This window comes from Pseudomonas putida S13.1.2 (assembly GCF_000498395.2).
Classification (GTDB): Bacteria; Pseudomonadota; Gammaproteobacteria; order Pseudomonadales; family Pseudomonadaceae; genus Aquipseudomonas; species Aquipseudomonas putida_Q.
The window spans coordinates 3,566,208-3,592,345 of sequence record NZ_CP010979.1; the positions used below are offsets into that span (position 1 = coordinate 3,566,208).

Here is a 26,138-nt window from a genome sequence, read left to right on the forward strand (position 1 = left end):
CGCATTGTCGTTTCTGCCGATACAATTTTCTTTACCTATCACAGCACACCCACGCCAAGCTTTTAACTACATCCATCAACACGTCAAACTTTTTTCATTGCCGCCTCGCCGACCCTGACCGCGTAAATGATCAAAAAACGAGCACATAAGAGATCTAGGAGATACACGGCCGACACCTGCACGACATAAAATAGCAAGAATTCTTTGAAATCAAGGGCAAAATGAGTAGCTACCGTAAGTAGCACTCCTGTTGCCGTCAACCTGAACACATGTAATGCAGGCATGTACCAGTTGTAGCGAAGCACCAATGAGACGCGATCCAAGGGGGTACTGACGAAGGCACTGAGAGCGGCCACCATCAGAACTTGCGCGTACTGTCCGGCATCAACCCATTGGTCTCCCAAGACAAACGGATAAAGCCAAGGGGACAAAATACCAGCGCACAGGTAGATCGGAATTCCAAATAACGCCAGTTTTCGTAGGGTCATGTTCCAAAGCCCTCTGAGCACCAGCGGTTCCTCCGCGTGCGACGCCGCACGCTGATAGAAAACCTGGCCAATGGCGGCACCTATCAATCCAGAAGGAAGGAAGATCGTTGCCATGACCATCGAGAATTGCCCAAGGACTTCCGTACCGTATACCGCCGATATGTAAAAAATGGGTGCCGCACTGCTAACCGTAACCAGGATATGTGACATCACCAAGGCGTTGGCACCACTGGCATGTTTTTTTAAAGGGCTCACAGTACCCTGTGCATGTACGCGAGCGCCGAAAATAAGGTCTTTAGAGTAGGGAAGAAGGGCGCCAATTTTACCCAATGCACTAAATAATGTCGTAAAAATTAGACCGCTCGCGGTTACCGCCGCCAACACTGCACCCGACGCAATATAGGCTGACTTACCAAACACTTCCGATAGTGCGGAGATCTTGTAGGCACCTGAGCGCTGGGCATTGTGTTGAAACGCCAACGCCAGAGACACTAGAAATGCGCTGATCGGTGCAACAATTAGTACTTCAGCGCCTTGATCAATCAACAACAATTGCGCAATGTCCGCCGAGAATGCGTACAATGCAACGGTGAGTACAACCCCCGAAACGAAGCCAAGTTTTATTACCCCAGAGAATAACCAACGCGCTTGCTGGTCATCTTTAAGCATCTGAAAAAAGTACTCATACCTCCAAGTCATTATCCCCGCAAAAAACATTACAAGCTGCAAGAAAATATTCTGTACCGCGAACTCCTGAGGCGCATATAGCCTCGACAGCAACGGAATACCTAACACCCCTATAACTTGTGCAACAGTGTTTCCTGATGCTTGCAAAAAAATATCTCGCCAATACGACGAGACATACGCAAAAACTTTCATTTACTCGTACCGCACGCATAGATCAGAGCGTCTGCTACAGCTTTGATTTCGGCATCACTCAAGTAGGGGTGCATCGGCAAACTCAAAACCCTGGTCGCCAGTGCGTCCCCTACCGGGAGATAAGTGTCAGAAGCGACGGCGGCTTGTTTGTTAAGAGGAATGGGATAGTGAACCACACTCGGCACACCCTTTATTTTCAACTCCGCCTGGACTTTTTCTCGATTCTCTACCTGGACAGTGAATTGTGCAAAGACCGAGGTATTATCCGCTGCAATGTGGGTGAGTTTGATTGAATCCTGCCCACTCAAAAGTTCAGAGTAACGTTTCGCCACCTGCTGACGAAGCATTATTTCGCTATCAAAAATATCGAGCTTTGCCAGAAGTATAGCGGCTTGTAGAGTGTCTAGTCGGCTGTTGACGCCTACCCTTATATGGTGATATCGCTTTTCCTGGCCGTGCCGGGCAATCTGGCGAATAACGAGAGCAAGCGCTGGGTCGTTAGTAAATATTGCACCTCCATCACCATAACCGCCGAGGGGTTTACTTGGGAAAAAACTGGTGCATGCCACTGTGGTCAACCCACACGAGCGCCGCCCGTTATACGTAGCCCCGAAGCTCTGCGCCGCATCCTCAATAACGGGTAGATTATATTTTTCTGCAATCTGGTTGATCGCATCAAAATCAGCGCACTGCCCATACAGCGAAACGGGCACTATCGCCTTCGTTCGGGGCGTTATGGCAGCCTCCAGTTGCGCTACATCCAGGTTGCATGTCCGTTCATCAACATCGACGTACACAGGCTTCGCGCCGAGCAGCGCAACGGTTTCAGCCGTCGCAATGTAGGTGAAGCCCGGCGTGATCACTTCGTCACCAGGCCCGATACCAAGTGCCATTTGAACAATTTGCAAAGCATCAGTACCGTTGGCGCAGGTAATGCAATGCGACACCCCTACATAAGCCGCTAGACGCTCCTCCAACTCGGCTACTTCAGGGCCCAGGATGTATTGGCCATGACTCAATACGCGCTGAATACCGGCATCGATAGAAGCCTTGATGCGTGTTTGTTGCTGTTTCAGGTCGATGAACTCAATCATGATCAAGCATCCAATTTTTCAAGGGAATTACCGCGCACTACATACGTTGCACCAGTTGTTGAACAGGTGGCCTGGCCATCTGTGCCTATCTCCAATTGCTCGCCAAACTCGCTCATCCATCCGATCTGTTTGGCCGGTACTCCGACCATCAACGCATAAGCCGGTACATCCTTGTTAACCACCGCGCCCGCACCTACAAAAGCAAATTCGCCAATTGTGACCCCGCAAACAATCGTGCAATTCGCCCCCAGAGTTGCGCCCTTTTTCACAAGGGTGTCTCGATACTGGTCCTTGCGCTCGATGAGCGAGCGTGGGTTGTAGACGTTGGTGAAGACCATGCTTGGTCCGCAGAACACCCCGTCCTCCAATGTAACATTGTCGTACACCGACACGTTGTTCTGAATCTTGCAGCGGTCACCAATCACGACCTTGTTGCCGACAAAGACGTTCTGTCCAAGTGAAACACCTGCACCGATCCGGGCGCCGCTACATACATGGACGAAATGCCAAACGCGCGAATCTTTGCCAATCTGCGCGCCTTCATCGACGATTGCACTGGGGTGCTGATAATGATTCATTGCTTGAGACTCACGCTGGATTGAGTTTGGTTGAACAACTGCTGTAGCCGTCCGCCCGCAAAATGTCCGTAGCGGCGCGCGCCAATTTCATTCAGATGGTGGTTATCCATGTAGATAAGCGCTCCATGCTCGTAAGGTGCGTCAGCAAAAAAGCCTGAATTGGAGAAATCCATAAAATGCACACCTGCCCTGCCCGCAGTAAGCCTTTCCAGCTGTTGGTTGGCGACGCGCCATTCACTATTGAAAGCCAGCGTTGCTGGCAGCCCAAGCTCCCTGAACCGGCGCACCCGTTGTACATCGGAGCGAAACATGGGCACTTGCCCCAGGATAATAACCTGCTTGCGTGCTGCAGCAGCATCCTCCAGAAACGCCTGGAGCGCCGTTACAAACGCCGGGCTTTGCATCTGGTACTGCCACATGCCGGCGATAATCACTTTATCCATTATCGGCAGCGCCTGCTCTACCGCTACGATCTGCGCGCGGCAAGCCTGTCGAGCATAATCAGGCAGGCGCTCTATGTCGAAGCGCGGGATAGGCACACAACTACTCGCAGTGAGGACGCGGTAAGCAACCCCCTGTTCGACGCCGGCCTGATCAAAAAAATAGTTCAGCTGAGCGGCGTGGCTATCCCCGATAACCAGAATCGAAGGGACCGTACTGACCAGGCCCCGTTTGCATTCACCTACCAATTGCCCGTGACAAATCAGCTCAGGCGCAGCATAGCGAGCCTGCTCGACCGGCACCGGGCCTACCAGCAACGTGTTTAGCCTCGCACTCAGCAGAGTAACCAAAGCGATACCGACCGCTACAACCGCAAAGCCAGGCGCCAACTGTCGGATGCTCCGCAATAGACGCGCAGGTTGCTCGATAAAGCGATAAGACAGCCAGGCCAGGCCAAACGAAGCCACCACAACAACGGATAACCACTGTCCGCTTAGCTCATACTGCCCTGTGTAATAGCGAATAAATGCCAGCACCGGCCAATGCCATAGATACAGAGAATAAGAGATGCCGCCGACCCATACCAAGCCTGAGCTGGCCAAGAGATTATTGACCGGGCCTCGCCGTGCCGCGATCAACAGTGCGGTACCTAGGCAAGGTGCGAGCGACCAGAAACCGGGGAATCGAGTTTTATCAATCAGCACAAAACTGGCTGCAAGCAAGCCCAGGCCCAGCAAGCCGAGAAGCGTCGAAACAAGCGAGGGTATTTCACGATCTCGTAGACCGAGAGCGACTGCGCCCCCCACCAGGAATTCAGGGGTGCGAGCGAGGAGCGAGAAATATTGGCTGCCCTGCGCCCCCTCCTGCACTCTCATTGTGCTCCACACTAGCAGAATGGCCGCCGTCAGCAAGAGGCCGGGCAGGCGCCATGAACGCGGTAAACAAAGCAGCACCAGAGGGAAGAACAGATAGAACTGCATTTCTATGGCCAGCGACCAGGTATGCAGCAGCGGCAACTCTTCTGCACGAGGGGCGAAATAACTGCCAAAATCTGCGAAATAATGATTACTGGCAAAAAACACCGCCGACTTCAAGCTCTGGTGAAAAAGCTCGTAGTCCGCAGCTAGGAATAGTATTGACGACACTAAGCTGACAGCCGCCAGCATTGCCGCGTAGGCGGGAACGATGCGTTTGATACGGTTCAGGTAGAAGCCTGCCAAGTGGATCTTCTGCCCCGGCTCAGTCAGTAGCGCCGTAATAATAAAGCCCGATATAACAAAAAACACAGAGACGCCGACGAACCCCGACGGGAGCCAGGTGCTGTCCATGTGGTAAATAAGAACTGCCAAAACCGCTATCGCGCGCAGCCCCTGAACGTCCAGCCGCATGTCCTTACGCGACCGTAACCAGTTCAAGTTCTTCGATAAAGTCTCATTGTTATTGGACAAGCTGACTAAGACCTTATTGGTTGTATCGCATCTGGAAAGGCGGCCTACAGGCCGCCCGATATCACTGGGGCTTCAGCGAGAAAGGCCGAGGACGAAAGGGTGCGCCTCGTTATCCTTGGCCTGCGCGATCGCGGCGCTACGGATTACGTTAACAGTCTCCACACAATGGCGGGCGTCCTCGATACCATAGCCACGCCCTGCCAGAATTTCTTCATAGCTGGTGGTGTGCAGGTCGGTGAAGCCTTCGGAAAACTCCATTTCTTCGCCATCCACAGTGATTGAACGGTAAGTTGGCTTTTTACCCTTGACCGACTCGGGTAGGTCGTCGGCATCTACCGAAAGGAACCAGCGTACTCGCGCTTTCTCGTACTCAAGGTAGCCGGCGGCCTTGTACTCAGATGAATAGTGCACGACGTTGCGCTGCAACTTGCCAAAAATGAAATGCAGCATGTCGTAGAAGTGGACACCGATGTTGGTAGCAACCCCAAACGACTTGCGAGGGTCACCTTTCCAACTCTTCAGGTACCACTTTCCGCGCGAAGTGATATAGGTGAGATCGACTTCGTATTTGTGTACACGGTTCTCGGTGGCAACCTTGTCCTTGAGCTTGATGATCGCCTGGTGATGACGAAGTTGCAGAATGTTATACAAACGCTTACCCGTTTCACTTTCGATGAGCGAAAGCTGATCGAGCATTTCTGGCGTGGGAACCAGCGGTTTCTCGCAGATCACATCGCAACCCAGGCGTAAACCCGCAGCGATATGTGGGTAATGCAGGTAATTCGGCGAGCAGATCGAGACATAGTCCAGCGCGCTCGCGGCTTCTCGCTTCAGGCTGTGTGCATGCTCGAGGAAAAATTCAAACTCTGTGAAGAACTCGCTTTGAGGAGAGATGCTGTCGATGATGCCCACAGAATCATTGATGTCGTAGGCCGAGACCAGGCGGTTGCCAGTGTCTTTGATGGCCCGCATATGCCGGGGGGCAATGTAACCAGCGGCGCCGATCAGTGCGAAATTCTTCATGAACTTTCCTTACCAAACAGGTGAACCCGCCCAGAGCCAGAACCCGGGCGGATGGGTAAATCTACTCGGAGTTCAAGCCTTGATGATATGAGCAGCCGGAGAACGGTACTTACCACGGCTGTCTACAATCAACCTGGCCTTGGCTTCGATCAGCGCATAGTCGAACTTGTCGTGGTCGGTAGCCAACAGCACAGCATCGAACGAAGCCAGGTTCTCTGCCGTCAAGAGCTCACTGCGAAGGTCGAAATGATGCTCGCGCATTTTCGGGAATACCGGCACATGCGGGTCACTGTAGGCAACCACGCCACCTTTAGCCTGGATCAACTCCATGATCTCGACCGAGGGCGATTCACGCATATCATCGACGTTCTTCTTATAAGCAATGCCCAGCACCAGGATTCGGCTCCCTTTCAACGCCTTGCCTGCTTCATTCAAACCATCCATCAGCTTACCAAGGACATACTCCGGCATACCCTGGTTGACCTCACCCGAGAGCTCGATGAAACGGGTGTTGACACCGTACTCTCGCGCCTTCCAGGTCAGGTAGAAGGGGTCGATAGGAATGCAATGTCCACCAAGCCCTGGGCCGGGATAGTAAGCGGTAAAACCAAATGGCTTGGTTGCTGCGGCATCCACCACTTCAAAGATATCGATGCCCATGCGGTCAGCGACAATTTTCATTTCGTTGACCAGACCGATGTTGACGGCACGATGAATGTTCTCCAGCAGCTTGGTCATCTCGGCAGCCTTGGTCGAACTCACTGGTACGACTTTTTCGATGGCCTGGTCATACAGGGCGATGCCTACTTCCAGGCAATTTGACGTATGCCCACCGATGACTTTGGGGATCGTGCGTGTTTCGAAGTTCGGATTGCCCGGGTCTTCCCGCTCGGGTGAGTAAACAAGGAAGATATCCTCCCCTACCTTTAAACCACCTTCTTGCACGCGCGGGAGCAATTCCTCCTCGGTGGTACCGGGGTAGGTAGTACTTTCCAGAGACACTACCTGACCGCCCCGCAGATAGGGCTTTATCGCATCGGTTGTATTGATGACGAAGCTCATGTCAGGTTCGCGATATTTGTTCAGAGGCGTAGGGACGCAAAGAATGAGGGCGTCGCACTCGCTGGCCCGACTAAAATCTGTGGTCGCCTCGAACCCTTGCTGGCGGGCCGCAGCGATTCGCTCACTGGAAAGATGCTCGATGTAGCTCTGGCCTGCGTTCAAGCGTTCAACTTTTACTTCGTCAATGTCTATGCCTAAAACGTTAAAGCCTATAGCGTTGTAACGCAGCATCAAGGGCAAGCCAACATAGCCCAGTCCCACTATACCGATCAGAGCTGTTTTACCCTTGAACTTCTCAACCGCCTGCTTCTTGAGATCTGTCATATCGCGTGAACCACCCTTTTCTATTACCCGCCTGCACACATGACAGGAGGCGGGGTGTTTAATCTATTTCATCCTAAGATGGGATGAACTCCAGCGAAACAGTACGACCGTGGCTCGAGGCGCAGACCCGCCATGAACTCGGCAACGACAGCCCGCCAACGCGCTTTATCCGTGATAGGCCGACCATCCACACTACACCTTTGCACAGCCTTACGTCATCAAGGCAGGCCCCTTGCCCTATGAAAAACGACCATCGCCCCACACGCAATAGTATTTTGACATCAATCAATATCGATGACACACCAGCGGGTGATGAGGGTACTCAAGATGGACGACGCCGAATCCAGAGGTCTCTGCCGAATGCAAACAGAACACCAGCCCCCAGACCTAGCACTGCGCTCAGTACAACGATAAGCGCCCTTTTCGGCTTAACTGGTCGGTCCGGCAGCTCCACAGCACCATCCTGTTCAAACACATTTATGCTCGAAGGGTCAATCTTCAGATTACGGTAAAACGTGACCTTTTCTTGCAAGGGACGTAGGCCACGGATGAATGGCTCATCAGAGGCGCGCGCTTCAAGGTTCGCAATCTCGGACTCCAACGCTTTGCTCCCTCGCATGTAGGTGAGCGCCCCCCCCATTGCGGCAGACACTTCATCGGTCAGCGGTTGCGAAATGACTGGTGGTTTTTCCAGGCCAATGGATTTCGCAACCAACAGCGCCTCCTTCAACTGGGCGATGCTGTCTTCACGCTCCCGCCGCGCGCTGGCTTTCTGAGCGTCAATCTGCATTTGCAGATTGTCTGCCTTGACTAACATGTCACTACGATTGCTTTCGAGCACCTCATGCTTGGCGTTGTCCGCAGCAAGCTCGTTGTACGCTACTACCCACTTAGCCGCCTGCTGAGGGTCGGCAACGGAAGCAGTGACCGTGTAGCGCGTAGATGAACCTTTACCTGCGGGCGCCACGGTCAGCAAATTGGCAAACTCGCCGTACAACGAATCGCGCGAGCCCTTACGGCTTTCTTCACTCAAGCTTGGCAAATACACATCACGGAAAAACGCGTAGCGCACACCCTCTGACTGCAATGCCTGAAGGTGAATGTCATACACATCCTTCACGGTCAGGTAGCTCAATCCAGAGTCACCACCACGCCCGAAATTCAACTGTGCAATATCATTCTGGCTGGGCGGCTCGACGAACAGCCTCGCCTCGTACACTGGCGTGGCCAACAATGCATAAGCAACGCCCGCCGCTACAATTGGTGTAGCGACCAATCCCACCCACAACCTCTGCCGCCATATTCCCTGCATCAAGTCGAAAAGTTCGATTTCATCATCACGATTTGGGCGCTGAGGTTCGTTAAGCATTTATTCTGATTATCCTAAAGGCCGTCTAACATCATTCAAAAACTGAGCTCATCCATGGTACGGGCCAAGCGCTTGATCAACAGGCCTCACCATAGAGGTGCGAGGCATCGCGCTGAGCCAATTTGCCCGCATGCTTCACGTGATTGCACCCTACCCGGAACGCCCGGTCAAGATGAATGAAACGAAGACGGCTGGAGCTCTTATGATGTCAGTGGTTCCTTGGTAGCTGCGCCCCCCCCAAATCTCTGCTGAATGATCAATCAGGAACTGAAATACGCGTACTTGATTCCCCGCGCGCAAACGCTTGCCCTAGTACGGCTGCCAGCATATTTTTCGAAGTTTTGCCTCCGTGCACCAGCACTATCTCAGTTGGCGCATGCTGTATTCCGGTCGCGAACATCAATAGGCCGATCTGATCCGCATGCCCTGAATACCCACTCAACGTCATCACCTTCGCCCGAATCTCACAAGCCTCCCCATCCAAGTCAACCTGCACACCCCCCTTCGCCCCTTCGCTAGCCTGTATCACCGCCCCCGGAGTACCCTTGGCCTGGTACCCCACAAACATCACCTCATGCCGCGGATCCCCCAGCATGGCCTTGAGGTAATTGACAATCCGCCCACCCGAGCACATGCCATTGCCGGCAATCACGATCGCCGGCCGCCCGGTGCTCTGCAGGTAATTGACCACCTGCTGGTGTCGGGCATGGGTGTCCACACTGATCAGCTGGCTGAAGCCGAGCGGGTCGCGCCCCTGTGCAAGGCGCGCCCTGGCCTCGGCATTCCAGTAGTCGTGCAGTTCTCGGTACGCGCTGGTGATGCGTTGAGCCAATGGCGAGTCGAGGATGATGGGCAGCTGCGACCAGTCGAGCGGATCGCCATCGGGCCCTGGGCCGGCTTTGCCCAGCAAAGCCTTGCGATGCAGTATGTCCTCGAGCTCGTAGAGCAATTCCTGGGTGCGGCCCAGGCTGAATGCCGGGATGAGGATGGTGCCCTTGTCTGCCAAGGCACGATCGATGGCATCTTCCAGACGCTGCCTGCGATCGCCGCCATGCGAATGCAGGCGGTCACCATAGGTGCTTTCCAGCACCAGTACGTCAGCACGCTCCGGGGGCTGCACCGGGCGCAGCAATGGGTTGCCACAAGCGCCCAGGTCACCGGAGAACACGTACCGGGTATTGGCCTGCCCCTGCTGAATGTCGCACTCCACATAGGCTGACCCCAGCAGATGCCCTGCGCGCTGCAGGCGGATGCGGCAAGTAACACCCGGGCCCTCGATCACCGCGTGCCACTGCTCGAAAGGCAGCGGCACAATAAGGGCACGGATCAAATCGATGTACCGCGCCACTTGCGCAGGCTCGCGGCTGATGCTCAGCCTGTAGGCGTCTTCCAGCACCAGCGGCAGCAGCCGGGCAGAGGGCTCGCTGCACAAGATGGGGCCGCGGAAACCAGCGGCTAGCAGTGCAGGGATGCGGCCCACGTGGTCGAGATGAACATGGGTGATGACCAGGGCCTGGATGCCCTGTATGTCGAAGCCGAGTGCCGCGCTTTCCGCACCTGGCGTGGCTTCGCTCCCCTGCTCAAGCCCGCAATCGATCAGCAGACTGGTGGCCGCATCAAGGTGCAACTGGTGGCAAGACCCGGTGACGCCCCGGGTACTACCGTGGTGGGAAAGGCTGGGATATTCCATGCTGCGCACACTCGCCGGGGCCGAAAATGAAGTGGGCTATTACTCCATGACGGCCGGTGTATGCATAGGTGAGACTTTCCTACGAGGGTGTAGGAAATTTCCTTAGTTGCTGCTGAGTGCCGCCTTACGGGCAGACTCCCTGATCTTGCGCTTGCTGCGCTGCACGCCATAGGCACCCAGCAACGGCCCGACTGCCAGGCCAATGACCAAGGCGGCCAATACCAGCACGGCAACCGGCATGGCCGGCGCGGCCCAGCCGAACAAGACCAACGAAACGGCTTGCTGGTTTTCCAGCACGAAGAACAAAACCACAGCCGCCAACAGCAGCACGAACACCGCCGCCAGGGCGCGCTTGAGGTTACGCATCAGAATGCTCCTTGATTGATCAGGCTTCAGCCTCGTCTTCTTCGTTGACCCGGTCTCGCAGCTCTTTGCCGGGCTTGAAGTGCGGCACAAACTTGCCCTCGAGGCTGACCGACTGGCCGGTCTTGGGGTTACGGCCCACGCGCGGGGCGCGATAGTGCAGCGAGAAGCTGCCAAAACCGCGAATCTCGATGCGATCACCAGTGGCAAGGCACTGTGACATCTGCTCAAGCATGGTCTTGATGGCCAGCTCCACGTCCTTGGGCGAGAGCAGCCCCTGATGGGTGACAATACGTTCGATCAGCTCCGACTTCGTCATATTTTTCCCTTCGTTATCAAGCAGCTAGATCATTGCTTAACCAGTTTGTAGCACGCTGGGAGGGATTTGAACAGGGTGGTTCTTGACTTAATAAAAAAATTCAAGATTGAAGTTTTGCAAGAATGGTCTAGCCGGCCGGGGCAGGCAGGCCTCTTTATTCTGGCCAGCACGCCCCCTGTGGGAGCGGGCAATGCCCGCGAAGCAGGCGGCGCGGTGGATGGCACGGGCTTCGCCCGTGTTCGCGGGCGCGCCCGCTCCCACAGTGATCGCGCTAGCATTTAATTACCAGTAGCGGGACCGGGCCAGCTGATGGAACTTTGCGAGCAACGCCTAGTACGCCGAGCTGGCTTCATACAGGCAAAAAAAAGGGCGACCCGAGGGTCGCCCTTTTTTACCGATCAAACAGAACTCAGTTCTGCTTGGCCATTGCTTCGCGCAGCAGCGCAGCCATGGTGGTGTCGGCAGCCGCTTCCGGAGCGTTTTTCAGGCTCTGGATGGCTTCGCGCTCTTCAGCGTCGTCTTTCGACTTGATCGACAGGCTGATAACGCGGGACTTGCGGTCAACGCTGATGATCTTGGCTTCGATCTCTTCGCCTTCCTTCAGAACGTTACGCGCGTCTTCAACGCGGTCACGGCTGATTTCGGAAGCTTTCAGAGTAGCTTCGATGTCGTCGGCCAGGGTGACGATGGCGCCTTTGGCGTCAACTTCTTTCACGATGCCCTTGACGATAGCGCCCTTGTCATTGACAGCAACGAAGTTGGAGAACGGATCGTCTTCCAGCTGCTTGATGCCCAGGGAGATGCGCTCGCGCTCTGGGTCGACCGACAGGATGACGGTTTCCAGCTCGTCGCCCTTCTTGAAACGACGTACGGCTTCTTCGCCGGTTTCGTTCCAGGAGATGTCGGACAGGTGAACCAGACCGTCGATGCCGCCGTCCAGGCCAATGAAGATACCGAAGTCGGTGATCGACTTGATGGTACCGGTGATCTTGTCACCCTTGTTGAACTGGCCGGAGAAGTCTTCCCATGGGTTGGACTTGCACTGCTTGATGCCCAGGGAGATACGACGACGCTCTTCGTCGATGTCCAGAACCATGACTTCCACTTCGTCGCCAACCTGAACGACTTTCGACGGGTGGATGTTCTTGTTGGTCCAGTCCATTTCGGAAACGTGTACCAGACCTTCAACGCCTTCTTCCAGCTCAGCGAAGCAGCCGTAGTCGGTCAGGTTGGTAACGCGAGCTTGTACGCGAGTACCTTCTGGGTAGCGGGCAGTGATAGCTACCCACGGATCTTCGCCCATCTGCTTCAGACCCAGCGAAACGCGGTTGCGCTCGCGGTCGAACTTCAGAACGCGTACGTCGACTTCGTCGCCAACGTTAACGATTTCCGAAGGGTGCTTGATGCGCTTCCAGGCCATGTCGGTGATGTGCAGCAGGCCGTCGATACCGCCCAGGTCCACGAATGCGCCGTAGTCGGTGAGGTTCTTGACGATACCTTTGACTTGCTGGCCTTCCTGCAGGGTTTCCAGCAGGGCTTCGCGCTCGGCGCTGTTCTCGGCTTCCAGCACGCTGCGACGCGAAACAACAACGTTGTTGCGCTTCTGGTCCAGCTTGATGACCTTGAATTCCAGCTCTTTGCCTTCGAGGTGGGTGGTGTCGCGCACAGGGCGGACATCAACCAGGGAGCCCGGCAGGAACGCACGGATGCCGTTAACGTCGACAGTGAAGCCGCCCTTAACCTTACCGTTGATAACGCCCTTGACCACTTCTTCGGCGGCGAAAGCTGCTTCCAGAACAATCCAGCACTCGGCGCGCTTGGCTTTTTCACGGGACAGTTTGGTTTCGCCAAAGCCGTCTTCGACCGCGTCCAGCGCAACGTGAACTTCGTCACCGACCTTGATGGTCAGCTCGCCAGCTTCGTTGTAGAACTGCTCGAGCGGGATGACGCCCTCGGACTTCAGGCCAGCGTGTACGGTAACCCAGTCGCCGTCGATGTCGACAACGATACCGGTGATGATGGCACCCGGCTGAAGATTGAGGGTTTTCAGGCTTTCTTCAAAGAGTTCTGCAAAGCTTTCGCTCATTTTAATTCCTGTAGATTCGGGCGAAACAAACGCCCATAACCACATTCCAGACAATGTGGGTTCGTTTTAAGTAAAGGAAAGCCGGCAGGACGTTGACTGGTGCCCCTGCCTGCTTTCCTGGCGATCAGATAAGGTCGCGCTGGGCGATCTCACTTCTGATACGTTGCAACACCTGCTCAATGGACAACTCGGTAGAGTCCAACTGAATGGCATCGGCCGCTGGCTTCAGCGGGGCCACTGCACGTTGGGTGTCGCGCTCATCACGCGCACGAATCTCATCCAGCAGACTCGACAGACTAACATCTTCACCCTTGCCCTTCAACTGCAGGTAACGGCGACGTGCCCGCTCCTCCGCGCTGGCGGTCAGGAAGACCTTCAACGGAGCGTCGGGGAACACGACGGTACCCATGTCGCGGCCATCGGCGATCAACCCCGGCACTTCGCGGAATTCGCGCTGACGCACCAGCAGCGCATCACGCACTGCTGGCAGCGAGGCCACCATCGACGCACCGGCGCCGACGGTCTCGGTGCGGATGACGTTGCTGACGTCCTCACCCTCAAGGATGATCTGTTGCAGCTTACCGGGCTCAGCGGCGATGAACTGCACGTCCAGATGAGCGGCAAGCCTGGCCAGCAGCTCTTCGTTGGTCAGGTCGACGCCGTGGTTGCTGGCATTGAATGCCAGCAACCGGTAAAGCGCGCCGGAATCCAGCAGCTTCCAACCCAGCTCGCGGGCCAGAAGCCCGGCTACCGTACCCTTGCCCGAGCCGCTTGGCCCGTCGATGGTGATGACTGATGCCTGCGAATTCACGACTTGCCCTCTTCTGCCACGCGGATGCCGACTTCGGCGCACAGCGCCAGGAAGTTGGGGAACGAGGTGGCGACGTTGGCACAGTCATGGATGCGGATCGGCGCGCTGGCGCGCAGCGAAGCGACACTGAAGGCCATGGCAATACGGTGGTCACCGTGGCCATGCACTTCGCCACCGCCCAACTGGCCGCCATCGATGATGATGCCGTCCGGGGTCGGTTCGCACTTGATGCCCAGGGTGATCAGGCCGTCGGCCATCACCTGGATGCGGTCGGACTCCTTCACCCGCAGCTCTTCGGCGCCACGCAGCACGGTGCGCCCTTCGGCACAGGCGGCGGCCACGAACAGAACCGGGAATTCGTCGATGGCCAGCGGCACCAACGCTTCAGGGATGTCGATACCTTTCAGCCTGGCACCGCGCACGCGCAGGTCGGCCACGGGTTCGCCGCCGACTTCACGCTGGTTTTCCAGGGTGATGTCGCCACCCATCAAGCGCAGGATGTCGATTACACCGGTGCGGGTCGGGTTGATGCCAACGTGCTCCAGCACCAGTTCGGAACCTTCGGCGATGGAGGCGGCCACCAGGAAGAAGGCTGCCGAGGAAATGTCGGCCGGCACTTCGATGCGGGTAGCCGTCAGCTTGCCACCGGACTGCAACGAGGCCACCGGGCCATTCGACTCGACCGCATAGCCAAAGCCGCGCAGCATGCGCTCGGTGTGGTCACGGGTAGGCGCAGGCTCGGTAACGGTGGTCTTGCCTTCGGCGTACAGGCCGGCCAGCAGCAGGCAGGATTTGACCTGGGCGCTGGCCATCGGCAGCGTGTAGGTCAACGCCTTGAGCTTGCTGCCACCGCGGATGGTCAGCGGCGGGCGGCCTTCCGGGCCGGTCTCGACCACAGCACCCATTTCGCGCAGCGGGTTGGCCACCCGGTTCATCGGGCGCTTGGACAGCGAAGCGTCGCCCGTCATGGTCACGTCGAACGACTGGCCGGCCAACAGGCCCGACAGCAGGCGCATCGAGGTACCGGAGTTACCCACGTACAGCGGCCCGGGCGGCGGCTTGAGGCCGTGCAGGCCAACACCGTGAATGGTCACGCGACCGTGGTTGGGGCCTTCGATGACCACCCCCATGTCGCGGAATGCCTGCAGGGTCGCCAGTGCGTCTTCACCTTCGAGGAAGCCTTCGACTTCGGTGGTGCCTTCGGCCAGCGAGCCGAGCATGATCGAGCGGTGGGAAATCGACTTGTCGCCCGGTACGCGGATTCGCCCGGACAGGCGGCCACCGGGTTGGGCCAGGAAAATAAGATCGTTGGCGTTCATAGCGTCCACATAGGCCCGGCGGGCCAGGATTTTACTGAAATGCTCGCGGGCAACCCGTGCGCGGGTGAATACACCCAGCAACTGGTGCCCGTCCCCTTCAGCGATCGCGTCGCGCAAGGCGTCGAGATCGCTGCGATATGTATCGAGTGTGCGCAGGACAGCGTCGCGGTTGGCGAGGAAGATGTCGTGCCACATGGTCGGGTCGCTGCCGGCGATTCTTGTGAAATCGCGAAAGCCTCCCGCAGCGTACCGGAAGATCTCGAGGTTTTCATTGCGTTTGGCCAGCGAATCGACCAAGCCAAAGGCCAGCAGGTGCGGCAAGTGGCTGGTAGCTGCCAGCACTTCGTCATGGCGTTCGACCGACATGTGCTCCACATCCGCACCCAGCGCACGCCACAGGCGGTCGACCAGGGCCAGCGCGGTCGGGTCGGTTTCGGCCAGCGGCGTGAGAATCACCTTGTGCCGACGGAACAGGGTGGCGTTGGAAGCCTCCACCCCGCTTTGCTCGGACCCGGCGATGGGGTGGCCGGGGACGAAGCGTGGCAGGCGCTGACCGCTCTCGTTTACAAAAACAGAACGCGCCTCACGGACTACATTACCCTTGGCACTGCCGACATCGGTAATGATCGCATCGCCCAGATCGAGCCGGGCCAGGAGGGCCAGGACTTTTTCCATGGCCAGGATCGGCACGGCCAGCTGGATGACATCGGCACCGACGCAGGCTGCGGCGAGGTCTTCTTCGCAGCGGTCGACCACGCCCAGGGCCACGGCCTGCTTGCGCGAAGGGGCGTCGAGGTCGACACCGACCACTTCGCGGCACAGGCCGCTTTCACGCAGGCCCTTGGCGAACGAGCCACCGATCAGGCCGAGGCCGACCACGACCAGGCGGTTGATGATCGGCTCAGGTTTGGTTTTTGCTGCTTTTACCACTGGTGCGAACCCTGTTCTGAAATCTGGACAGCCTGTGAAACTGCAGGGGCTGCCTTGCAGCCCATCGCCGGCAAGCCAGCTCCTACAGGGACCGCGCAAATCTGGAGACTGCCGCTGTACCTGTGGGAGCTGGCTTGCCGGCGATGGGCCGCGCAGCGGCCCCGGCAATCTTCGATCAAAGCACCGCCTTCGGGTAGGAGCCCAGCACCTTCAGCGCCACAGCCTCTTGACTGATCTGCTCGAGCACCGCCTTGATCAGCGGGTCGCGGTGGTGGCCAACAAAATCGATGAAGAACACGTAGGTCCACTTGCCGCTGCGCGACGGGCGGGTCTCGATGCGGGTCAGGTCGATGCCGTTCTGGTGGAACGGCACCAGCAACTCGTGCAAGGCACCCGGCTTGTTGCTCATCGAGACAATGATCGAGGTCTTGTCGTCACCGGTCGGCGGCACTTCCTGGCTGCCGATCATCAGGAAGCGCGTGGAGTTGTCCGGGCGGTCTTCGATCTTTTCGGCCAGGCGGGTCAAACCATACAGGTTGGCCGCCATGTCGCCGGCGATCGCCGCCGAGTTCCACTCGCCCTTGACCCGCTTGGCCGCCTCGGCATTGCTCGACACCGCCACGCGCTCCACGTTCGGGTAGTGCGCGTCCAGCCACTTGCGGCACTGGGCCAGCGACTGGGCGTGGGAGTAGATGCGGGTGATGCTGTCGGTCTTGGTGCTCTCACCTACCAGCAGGTGATGGTGGATACGCAGCTCGACTTCGCCGCAAATCACCATGTCGTGCTCGAGGAAGCTGTCCAGGGTGTGACTGACCGCACCTTCGGTGGAGTTTTCCACCGGCACCACGCCGAAGTTGACGGCGCCGGCCGCCACTTCGCGGAACACTTCGTCGATAGCCGCCATCGGCCGGCTGATCACCGCGTGGCCGAAGTGCTTCATGGCCGCGGCCTGGGTGAAGGTACCCTCAGGGCCGAGATAGGCGATTTTCAACGGCTCTTCAAGGGCCAGGCACGACGACATGATTTCGCGGAACAACCGCGCCATCTCTTCGTTGCCCAGCGGGCCCTTGTTGCGCTCCATCACGCGCTTGAGCACTGCGGCCTCACGCTCGGGACGGTAGAACACCGGCTTCTCGCCTTCTTTGAGCCAGGCGGTCTTGACCCGGGCTACTTCTTCGGCGCAACGGGCGCGGTCGCTGATCAGCTCGAGAATCTTCTCGTCGAGGCTGTCGATACGCACGCGCAGCGCCTTGAGTTCCTGTTCGGACATCAGCCGTGCTCCTTCTCGAATTCGGCCATGTAGCCCACCAAGGCCTCCACAGCCTCAAGGCCCAGGGCGTTGTAGATGGAAGCGCGCATACCGCCCACCGAACGGTGGCCCTTGAGGTTGAGCAGGCCACGGGCATCGGCGCCGGCAAGGAAGGCCTTGTCCAGGCGCTCGTCAGCCAGGCGGAACGGCACGTTCATCCACGAACGGGCGTTGACGCTGATCGGGTTGGTGTAGAAATCGCTGTTGTCGATGAAGCCGTACAGGCGCTCTTTCTTGGCGCGGTTGCGCTGCTCCATGGCGTCGACGCCACCTTGCTCTTTCAACCACTCGAAGACCAGGCCCGACAGGTACCAGGAGTACGTGGCCGGGGTGTTGTACATCGAGCCGTTGTCAGCCGAAACCTTGTAGTCGAGCATGGTCGGGCAGCTGCTACGGGCACGGCCCAGCAGGTCTTCGCGCACGATGACCACCACAAGGCCGCTGGGGCCAATGTTCTTTTGCGCGCCGGCGTAGATCAGGCCGAACTGCGACACGTCGATGGGACGCGAGAGGATGTCGGAAGACATGTCGACCACCAGCGGCACATCGCCAGTCTGCGGCACCCAGTCAAACTGCAGGCCACCGATGGTCTCGTTGGATGCGTAGTGCACGTAGGCAGCATTCTTGGTCAGATTCCAGTCGTTCTGGCCCGGAATGCTCAGGTAGTCGTAGGGCTTGGCACTGGCGGCAACGTTGATGTTGCCGAAGCGGCGCGCTTCCTCGATGGCTTTTTTCGACCAGATGCCGGTTTCGATGTAATCGGCAGTGCCGTTTTCCGGCAGCAGGTTCAGCGGAATTTCGGCAAACTGCTGGCTAGCGCCGCCCTGCAGGAACAACACTTTGTAGTTGGAGGGGACGGACAGCAGGTCACGCAGGTCCTGCTCGGCCTTTTCGGCGATGGCCACGTAATCGTCGCTGCGATGGCTCATTTCCATCACCGACAAGCCCTTGCCGCGCCAGTCCAGCATCTCTGCCTGGGCACGCTGCAACACAGCATCAGGAAGCGCGGCAGGGCCTGCGCAGAAGTTAAAGGCTCGTTTGCTCACATCCACTCTCGCTCTGCCAAATAGAACAAAATCGTAATTCGGTGGCCACATTCCATGCAGGATCGGTGGCGCCTGCATCGCGGGCAAGCCCGCTCCTACACAGTCAAACGGGGCGACCTTGGTCGCCCCGTTCGGGTTTACGCCTGCTTACTCCTGCGGTGCCTCTTCGGCACCCGCAGCGTCTTCATTGTCTGGCGCTTCAGCCTCGGCGCCCTCCTCGTCCGTCTCGATCACTTCATCGAGTTCGTCCTCGGACGGCTCCTGGATACGCTCCAGGCCCACCAGTGTTTCGTCGGCCGCCAACTTGATCAGCGTAACACCCTGGGTGTTACGGCTGAGGCTGGACACCTCGCCAACCCGGGTACGCACCAGCGTGCCCTGGTCGGAAATCAGCATGATCTCCTCGCCTTCCTGCACCTGGATAGCACCGATCAGCAGGCCGTTGCGCCCTTTGGTACCCATGGCAATCACGCCCTGGCCACCACGACCGCGACGCGGGAACTTGGACAGCGGGGTGCGCTTGCCGAAGCCACGCTCGGAGGCGGTGAGAATCTGCGAACCGGACTCCGGGATCAGCATCGAAATGATCTGCTGACCTTTGCCCAGCTTCATGCCGCGAACACCACGGGCAGTACGGCCCATTTCACGCACTACGCTCTCGGCGAAGCGGATGACCTTGCCGGCGTCGGAGAACATCATGACTTCTTTGGCGCCGTCAGTGATGGCCGCCGCAATCAGGGTGTCGCCTTCCTTGAGCTTCAAGGCGATCAGGCCGTTGGAGCGCGGACGGGCGAACTGCACCAGCGGGGTCTTCTTGACGGTACCGGAGGCAGTGGCCATGAAGATGTAGGCGCCAGTAGGCTCGGCCACCCACTCGGCGGTGTCGCCATCTTCCTCGTCGACTTCCTCGGCCTCTACCAGCTCACCCTCAAGCACGGTGTCATCAGCATCTTCCAGCTCTTCATCGAGGTCGGCGTTCTGCTGCAGCGCTTCGAGGTCGATCTGCAGCATGGCGGTGATGCGCTCACCTTCCTCCAGCGGCAGCAGGTTGACCAGCGGGCGACCGCGCGCAGCGCGGGACGCTTCGGGAATTTCGTAGGTCTTCTTCCAGTACACCTTGCCCTTGCTGGAGAACAGCAACAGGGTGGCATGGCTGTTGGCGACCAACAGGTGCTCGATGTAGTCCTCGTCCTTCACGCCGGTCGCCGACTTGCCTTTGCCGCCACGGCGCTGGGCCTGGTAAGCGGACAATGGCTGGGTCTTGGCATAACCACCGTGGGAGATGGTCACCACGCGCTCTTCTTCCGGGATCATGTCACCGTAGTTGAGGTCGTGGCTGGCATTGAGAATTTCGGTGCGGCGCACATCGCCGTATTCGGCACGGATGGCTTCCAGCTCTTCGCGGATCACTTCCATCAGGCGCTCTGCGCTGCTGAGGATGCGGATCAGCTCGCCGATCTGCTCAAGGATTTCCTGGTACTCGGCCAGCAGCTTCTCGTGCTCCAGGCCGGTCAGGCGATGCAGGCGCAGGTCAAGAATGGCCTGGGCCTGCTCCGGCGACAGGAAGTACTTGCCGTCATGCAGGCCGTACTGCTCCGGCAGGTCTTCAGGGCGGCAGGAATCGGCGCCGGCGCGCTCGACCATGACCTGCACGGCACTGGATTCCCACGGCGTGGAAACCAGGGCCTCCTTGGCCTCGGACGGGGTTGGCGAAGCCTTGATCAGGGCGATGACCGGGTCGATGTTGGACAGCGCAACCGCCTGGCCTTCAAGGATGTGGCCACGCTCACGCGCCTTGCGCAACTCGAATACGGTGCGGCGGGTCACCACTTCACGGCGGTGACGAACGAACGCTTCGAGCAGGTCCTTGAGGTTGAGCAGGCGCGGACGGCCGTCGATCAGGGCCACCACGTTGATGCCAAACACGCTCTGCAGCTGGGTTTGCTGGTAGAGGTTGTTGAGCACCACCTCCGGCACCTCGCCGCGGCGCAGCTCGATGACGATGCGCATGCCGTCCTTGTCGGACTCGTCGCGCAGCTCGGTGATGCCTTCGATCTTTTTCTCTTTTACCAGCTCGGCGATCTTTTCGATCAGGCGTGCCTTGTTCAGCTGGTACGGCAGCTCGGTCACGACGATTTGCTGACGGCCGCCCACCTTGTCGATGTCTTCGATCTCGGAACGGGCCCGCATGTAGATGCGGCCACGACCGGTGCGATAGGCCTCGATGATGCCTTGGCGACCGTTGATGATGCCGGCAGTCGGGAAGTCTGGCCCAGGGATGAACTGCATCAGTTCATCGATGGTGACTTCCGGGTTGTCGATCAGCGCCAGGCAACCGTCGATGACTTCACCGAGGTTGTGTGGCGGAATGTTGGTCGCCATGCCCACGGCGATACCGCTGGAACCGTTGACCAGCAGGTTGGGAATACGGGTCGGCATGACCGCCGGGATCTGCTCGGTGCCGTCGTAGTTGGGCACCCAGTCGACGGTTTCCTTGTGCAGGTCGGCCAGCAGCTCGTGCGCCAGCTTGGTCATGCGCACTTCGGTGTATCGCATGGCTGCGGCGTTGTCGCCGTCCACCGAACCGAAGTTGCCCTGGCCGTCGACCAGCAGGTAGCGCAGCGAGAACGGCTGGGCCATACGCACGATGGTGTCGTAGACCGCAGTGTCGCCGTGCGGGTGGTACTTACCGATCACGTCACCGACCACACGGGCGGATTTCTTGTACGGCTTGTTCCAGTCGTTGCCCAGTTCGCTCATCGCATAGAGAACGCGACGATGCACGGGCTTCAAGCCGTCACGCGCATCGGGCAGCGCTCGCCCGACAATCACGCTCATCGCGTAGTCGAGGTAAGACTGTCTCAGTTCGTCTTCGATATTGACCGGGAGGATTTCTTTGGCCAGTTCGCCCATGAGAAGCCTGATTCCTTTTTCTGGTGAAACTTCGCAGCTCCATCAAGGGCCGAACGAAGCTCGCCGCCGCAGCGCATAAGGGTGCGACGACTTACGACAAATCAATGAGTTGTGCCATGGATCTGCGCAATGAAGGCCGCCGTGATGGGCGGTCTTGGAAACTGCCGGATGTTATCACAAACGCGGGGGCGGTGGGGAGAGGTGGCAGCTAGTCTGAGCCGGGTTTGACTCCTGGTTTTTTTATTGCCTGCATCGGCCTCTTCGCGGGCTCGCCCGCTCCCACAGATTCACCACTGCCCTAAGGCCATGCGATATCCCTGTGGGAGCGGGCAAGCCCGCGAAGAGGCCAGTGCAGGCAGCACAAAATCAGTGCAGGCGCTTGCGGCAAATCAACTGGGCCAGCTTGGCGGTATCCGGGCGCTCGACAATGCCCCGCTCGGTCACGATCACGTCGATCAGGTCGGCCGGGGTCACGTCGAATACCGGGTTGAACACCTCCACATCCCGTACCGCCGGGGCACCGCCAAAGTCCAGCCACTCGTCGGCGTCACGCTCCTCCAGCGGGATATCCTCGCCAGTGGGCAGGTTCAGGTCGATGCTGGTGCTCGGCGCCACCACCATGAAGCGCACGCCGTGGTGCATGGCGCTGACCGCCAGCTGATAGGTGCCGATCTTGCTGGCCACATCGCCATTGGCGGCAATACAGTCCGCCCCCACCACTACCCAGGTGATGCCCTTGGTCTTCATCAGGTGCGCCAGCGCCGAGTCGGCGCACAGGGTTACCGGGATGCCTTCGTTGGCCAGCTCCCAGGCGGTCAGGCGCGAGCCTTGCAGCCAGGGGCGGGTCTCGCCGGCGTACACCCGCTCGACCATGCCCTCCAGGTAGCCGGCGCGAATTACCCCCAGCGCGGTGCCGAAACCGCCGCTGGCCAGGGCACCGGCATTGCCATAGGTGAGCAGGGTCTGGGCATTGCCCTGATGACGCCGGATCAGCTCGATGCCTTGCTGGGCCATGGTCAGGCTGGCTTCACGGTCGCTTTCGTGGATGGCCACGGCCTCGGCCTCCAGCACGGCCAGCACGTCTTCGTCAGGGCGCAGGCGCAGCAGGCGTTCGCGCATGCGGTTCAGCGCCCAGAACAGGTTGGCCGCCGTGGGGCGCGCTTCGGCAAGGGTGAGAAAGTCCTCTTCCAGGTCCATTTCCCAGTCGCCACCCTCGGCCAGCCGCTCTTCCAGGGCCAGTACCAGGCCATAGGCTGCGGCAATACCAATGGCCGAGGCGCCGCGCACTGCCATGTCGCGGATTGCCGCCGCCACCTGCGCGACATTGTCGCAGGCCAGCCAGCGTTCCTCCGACGGCAGCAGGCGCTGGTCGAGCAGGTGCAAGATACCGCCCTGCCAGCGGATCCCGGTCACCTTCTCCGCCGCCAAAAGTCGCTCGCGCATCGCCTCTCCCCGTGGTTCGCATGTCAAAAGCCGGCGATTATAGCGAGCCTGGGGGCCGAGCGCTCGGGTATACTCCGGCGCAATTTTGCGAAGTTTCAGAGGACTGTTCAATGAGCAACGTCGACCGCGCCGAAATCGCCAAGTTCGAAGCGCTGGCCCACCGCTGGTGGGACCGCGAAAGCGAGTTCAAGCCGCTGCACGAAATCAACCCGCTGCGCGTCAACTGGATCGACGAGCGGGCCAGCCTGGCCGGCAAGAAAGTGCTGGACGTAGGCTGCGGCGGCGGCATCCTCAGCGAAGCCATGGCCCTGCGCGGCGCCACGGTAACCGGTATCGACATGGGCGAGGCCCCCCTGGCCGTGGCCCAGCTGCACCAGCTGGAGTCGGGCGTACAGGTGGAATACCGGCAGATCACCGCCGAAGCCCTGGCCGAAGAAATGCCTGAACAGTTCGACGTGGTCACCTGCCTGGAAATGCTCGAGCACGTGCCCGACCCGTCCTCGGTGATTCGCGCCTGCTACCGCATGGTCAAGCCTGGCGGCCAGGTGTTCTTCTCCACCATCAACCGCAACCCCAAGGCCTACCTGCTGGCCATCGTCGGCGCCGAGTACATCCTGAAGATGCTGCCGCGCGGCACCCATGACTTCAAGAAGTTCATCCGCCCGTCCGAACTGGGCGCCTGGAGCCGTGATGCCGGCCTGCAGGTGAAGGACATCATCGGCCTCACCTACAACCCGCTGACCAAGCACTACAAGCTCAACAGCGACGTCGACGTCAACTACATGATCCAGACCCTGCGCGAGGAATAAGCATGCGTTTGCGAGCAGTACTCTTCGACATGGACGGCACCTTGCTCGACACGGCGCCGGACTTCATCGCCATCTGCCAGGCCATGCTCGCCGAGCGCGGCCTGCCGGCCATTGACGACAACCTGATCCGTGGCGTGATCTCTGGCGGCGCCCGCACCATGGTTGCCACCACGTTTGCCATGGACCCGGAAGCCGAAGGCTTCGAGGCCCTGCGCCTGGAGTTTCTGGAGCGCTACCAGCGCGACTGCGCGGTGCACAGCAAGCTGTTCGACGGCATGGCCGAGCTGCTGGCCGACATCGAGAAAGGCAACCTGCTGTGGGGCGTGGTCACCAACAAGCCGGTGCGCTTCGCCGAGCCGATCATGCAGCGCCTGGGCCTGGCCGAGCGCTCGGCACTGCTGATCTGCCCGGACCACGTGAAAAACAGCAAGCCTGACCCCGAGCCGCTGATCCTGGCCTGCACGACGCTGGGCCTGGACCCTGCCACTGTGCTGTTCGTTGGCGACGACCTGCGCGACATCGAGTCTGGCCGTGACGCCGGCACTCGCACGGCAGCCGTGCGCTATGGCTATATTCACCCAGAGGACAACCCCAACAACTGGGGTGCCGACGTGGTGGTGGACCACCCGCTGGAACTGCGCAAAGTGATCGACAGCGCACTGTGTGGCTGCTGAGTTGCAATGGCTGACGACTGACCCTGAATGAACAAGGGAAAATGCTGATGTTCGACTACACCGCCCGTCCCGACCTGCTGCAAGGCCGGGTCATCCTGGTTACCGGCGCCGGCCGCGGCATTGGTGCTGCGGCCGCCAAGGCTTACGCTGCACTGGGCGCCACCGTGCTGCTGCTGGGCAAGACCGAGGCCAACCTGAACGAGGTCTACGACCAGATCGAAGCCGCCGGGCACCCACAACCGGTGGTCATCCCGTTCAACCTGGAAACCGCCCTGCCCCACCAGTACGACGAGCTGGCTGTGATGATCGAAGACCAGTTCGGCCGCCTGGACGGCCTGCTGAACAATGCCTCGATCATTGGCCCGCGCACGCCACTGGAGCAGTTGTCGGGCGACAACTTCATGCGCGTGATGCACATCAACGTCGATGCCACCTTCATGCTTACCAGCACGCTGCTGCCGCTGCTGAAGCTGTCGGAAGACGCCTCGGTGGTGTTCACCAGCAGCAGCGTCGGGCGCAAAGGCCGGGCCTACTGGGGCGCTTATGGCGTGTCCAAGTTCGCCACCGAGGGCCTGATGCAGACCCTGGCCGACGAACTGGAAGGCGTGGCGCCAGTGCGCTCCAACAGCATCAACCCGGGCGCCACGCGCACGGCGATGCGGGCCCAGGCTTACCCCAGCGAAAACCCGCAGAACAACCCACTGCCTGAAGAGATCATGCCGGTGTACCTGTACCTGATGGGGCCGGACAGCAAAGAGGTGAATGGGCAGGCGTTCAACGCCCAATAAGCCTTTTGCCTGTACTGGCCCTATCGCCGGCAAGCCAGCTCCCACAGGGATTGCACATTGCCCTGGCCTGTGGTGATCCTGTGGGAGCTGGCTTGCCGGCGATAGGGCCGGTACAGGCGAAAGATCAGCCCGCCGCCAACGCCGGGCGCAAACGGCCTTGCTGGCGCCCTTCCAGCTGCATGCACCGCTCCAGGAACAGGTACATGCAGTCGTAACTCTTGCAAATCGCCCTGCGCAACTCGGTACGCAGCCCCAGGCTCGGGTTCTCGCCGGCCAGCGTACAGATGATCTCCAGCGCCTCCCAAGGGTGTGCATCATCATACTGTGCATGCATCTTCAGCCACTTCATCGCCCGTTTGCGCTGGTCTTCCGGGAAGCCCTGGGCGTAGGTATCGGTCGAGCACACCACCGCCGACCATTCCCCGGTCGCACCTTCGATGGCGTAGTTGGTCGCCGCCATGGAAATAGCCAGGTTCTCGGTGGCACACACGCGCCAGCACCAGTCGTTCAGGCCGTTCAGCTCGGGTGGCACCTCCTGGGCCTGCAGCTCATGCAGGTGCAGGCCATGGGCCTGGCACCAGTTCACCCAGTAGTCGGCATGGTTGAGCTCGACACGGATGTTGCGCATCAGCCAGCGCCGCGCCATGTCTTCGCCCTGATGGCGGCCATAGCGGGTCTTGGTCAGGTTGTGGGCCATGTACAGCGAGAACTGCTCCACCACCGGCCAGCCACCGATCAGGTACTGACGAATGGTCGACTGCTTGAGCTGGCCGTCGCGCAGGCGCGCGTAGAACTCATGCTCCACCACCCGGCGCTTGCTCTCGCGGCAGTCTTCAATCAGTTGCTGGGCCCATTGGGGATAGCTGGCGGGGTCCATCAAAGGCCCGATACGAACGAATGCATCAATCACTTTCAGCTCCTTGATCCTTGTG

Annotated in this window: 21 protein-coding genes; 3 read left to right on the forward strand and 18 right to left on the reverse strand. The window is 59.1% G+C overall.

The genetic code is table 11. The features are described from left to right. Positions 1-83: 83 nt before the first annotated feature. The 17 genes from N805_RS15720 to mtnA form a co-directional block, all read right to left on the reverse strand. The gene (locus N805_RS15720) at positions 84-1,367 is read right to left on the reverse strand and encodes an oligosaccharide flippase family protein (protein WP_026034558.1); all 1,284 of its coding nucleotides are present in this window, start codon (positions 1,365-1,367) and stop codon (positions 84-86) included. Beyond that, a complete protein-coding gene (locus tag N805_RS15725; RefSeq protein ID WP_019472272.1) occupies positions 1,364-2,461 on the reverse strand; it encodes a DegT/DnrJ/EryC1/StrS family aminotransferase in 1,098 nt (365 codons plus the stop codon). Before N805_RS15725 ends, N805_RS15720 begins: the two co-directional genes overlap by 4 nt. Before the next feature lie 2 nt (positions 2,462-2,463). Then, the gene (wbpD, locus tag N805_RS15730; protein WP_019472271.1) at positions 2,464-3,039 is read right to left on the reverse strand and encodes a UDP-2-acetamido-3-amino-2,3-dideoxy-D-glucuronate N-acetyltransferase; all 576 of its coding nucleotides are present in this window, start codon (positions 3,037-3,039) and stop codon (positions 2,464-2,466) included. Then, positions 3,036-4,868 (reverse strand): acyltransferase family protein, encoded by a 1,833-nt coding sequence (locus tag N805_RS15735; protein WP_019472270.1) that lies wholly within the window; start codon positions 4,866-4,868, stop codon positions 3,036-3,038. The genes wbpD and N805_RS15735 overlap by 4 nt, the downstream gene beginning before the upstream one ends. 132 nt (positions 4,869-5,000) lie before the next feature. Continuing rightward, entirely contained in the window at positions 5,001-5,951 is a 951-nt protein-coding gene (gene wbpB, locus N805_RS15740) for a UDP-N-acetyl-2-amino-2-deoxy-D-glucuronate oxidase (protein WP_019472269.1), read from the reverse strand. Between the two features lie 72 nt (positions 5,952-6,023). After that, positions 6,024-7,337: a UDP-N-acetyl-D-glucosamine 6-dehydrogenase gene (gene wbpA / locus N805_RS15745; protein ID WP_026034556.1), complete on the reverse strand. Its 1,314-nt coding sequence runs from the start codon at positions 7,335-7,337 to the stop codon at positions 6,024-6,026. 322 nt (positions 7,338-7,659) lie between these two features. Next, the gene (locus tag N805_RS15750; protein WP_019472266.1) at positions 7,660-8,706 is read right to left on the reverse strand and encodes an LPS O-antigen chain length determinant protein WzzB; all 1,047 of its coding nucleotides are present in this window, start codon (positions 8,704-8,706) and stop codon (positions 7,660-7,662) included. 256 nt (positions 8,707-8,962) lie between these two features. Further along, on the reverse strand, positions 8,963-10,396 hold the full coding sequence (locus tag N805_RS15755; RefSeq protein ID WP_046811377.1) for an MBL fold metallo-hydrolase: 1,434 nt from the start codon (positions 10,394-10,396) through the stop codon (positions 8,963-8,965). Positions 10,397-10,498: 102 nt separating this feature from the next. Next, entirely contained in the window at positions 10,499-10,762 is a 264-nt protein-coding gene (locus N805_RS15760) for a lipopolysaccharide assembly protein LapA domain-containing protein (RefSeq protein WP_019472264.1), read from the reverse strand. A 19-nt stretch (positions 10,763-10,781) separates the two neighbouring features. After that, the gene (gene ihfB, locus N805_RS15765) at positions 10,782-11,078 is read right to left on the reverse strand and encodes an integration host factor subunit beta (protein ID WP_019472263.1); all 297 of its coding nucleotides are present in this window, start codon (positions 11,076-11,078) and stop codon (positions 10,782-10,784) included. 409 nt (positions 11,079-11,487) lie between these two features. After that, positions 11,488-13,164 (reverse strand): 30S ribosomal protein S1, encoded by a 1,677-nt coding sequence (rpsA, locus tag N805_RS15770; protein ID WP_003252673.1) that lies wholly within the window; start codon positions 13,162-13,164, stop codon positions 11,488-11,490. Positions 13,165-13,288: 124 nt separating this feature from the next. Then, positions 13,289-13,975 (reverse strand): (d)CMP kinase, encoded by a 687-nt coding sequence (gene cmk / locus N805_RS15775; protein WP_019472262.1) that lies wholly within the window; start codon positions 13,973-13,975, stop codon positions 13,289-13,291. Next, a complete protein-coding gene (locus N805_RS15780) occupies positions 13,972-16,191 on the reverse strand; it encodes a bifunctional prephenate dehydrogenase/3-phosphoshikimate 1-carboxyvinyltransferase (RefSeq protein ID WP_033692499.1) in 2,220 nt (739 codons plus the stop codon). The genes cmk and N805_RS15780 overlap by 4 nt, the downstream gene beginning before the upstream one ends. 208 nt (positions 16,192-16,399) lie before the next feature. Then, the gene (gene pheA, locus N805_RS15785) at positions 16,400-17,494 is read right to left on the reverse strand and encodes a prephenate dehydratase (protein ID WP_019472260.1); all 1,095 of its coding nucleotides are present in this window, start codon (positions 17,492-17,494) and stop codon (positions 16,400-16,402) included. Continuing rightward, the gene (serC, locus tag N805_RS15790) at positions 17,494-18,579 is read right to left on the reverse strand and encodes a 3-phosphoserine/phosphohydroxythreonine transaminase (RefSeq protein WP_026034555.1); all 1,086 of its coding nucleotides are present in this window, start codon (positions 18,577-18,579) and stop codon (positions 17,494-17,496) included. Before serC ends, pheA begins: the two co-directional genes overlap by 1 nt. 147 nt (positions 18,580-18,726) lie before the next feature. Further along, positions 18,727-21,492: a DNA gyrase subunit A gene (gene gyrA, locus N805_RS15795; protein WP_019472258.1), complete on the reverse strand. Its 2,766-nt coding sequence runs from the start codon at positions 21,490-21,492 to the stop codon at positions 18,727-18,729. A gap of 366 nt (positions 21,493-21,858) precedes the next feature. Beyond that, the gene (gene mtnA / locus N805_RS15800) at positions 21,859-22,935 is read right to left on the reverse strand and encodes an S-methyl-5-thioribose-1-phosphate isomerase (protein ID WP_019472257.1); all 1,077 of its coding nucleotides are present in this window, start codon (positions 22,933-22,935) and stop codon (positions 21,859-21,861) included. Positions 22,936-23,045: 110 nt separating this feature from the next. Between mtnA and ubiG the strand changes: the two genes are divergently transcribed. The 3 genes from ubiG to N805_RS15815 are packed head-to-tail and all read left to right on the forward strand — an operon-like array spanning position 23,046 to position 25,206. Then, entirely contained in the window at positions 23,046-23,744 is a 699-nt protein-coding gene (gene ubiG, locus N805_RS15805) for a bifunctional 2-polyprenyl-6-hydroxyphenol methylase/3-demethylubiquinol 3-O-methyltransferase UbiG (RefSeq protein WP_012271034.1), read from the forward strand. A 2-nt stretch (positions 23,745-23,746) separates the two neighbouring features. Then, a complete protein-coding gene (gene mupP, locus N805_RS15810) occupies positions 23,747-24,418 on the forward strand; it encodes an N-acetylmuramic acid 6-phosphate phosphatase MupP (protein WP_019472256.1) in 672 nt (223 codons plus the stop codon). 47 nt (positions 24,419-24,465) lie between these two features. Beyond that, on the forward strand, positions 24,466-25,206 hold the full coding sequence (locus tag N805_RS15815) for a YciK family oxidoreductase (RefSeq protein ID WP_026034554.1): 741 nt from the start codon (positions 24,466-24,468) through the stop codon (positions 25,204-25,206). Positions 25,207-25,330: 124 nt separating this feature from the next. Here N805_RS15815 and N805_RS15820 read toward each other — a convergent pair whose 3' ends face one another. Beyond that, on the reverse strand, positions 25,331-26,116 hold the full coding sequence (locus N805_RS15820) for a TenA family transcriptional regulator (protein ID WP_019473894.1): 786 nt from the start codon (positions 26,114-26,116) through the stop codon (positions 25,331-25,333). Positions 26,117-26,138: the final 22 nt, after the last annotated feature.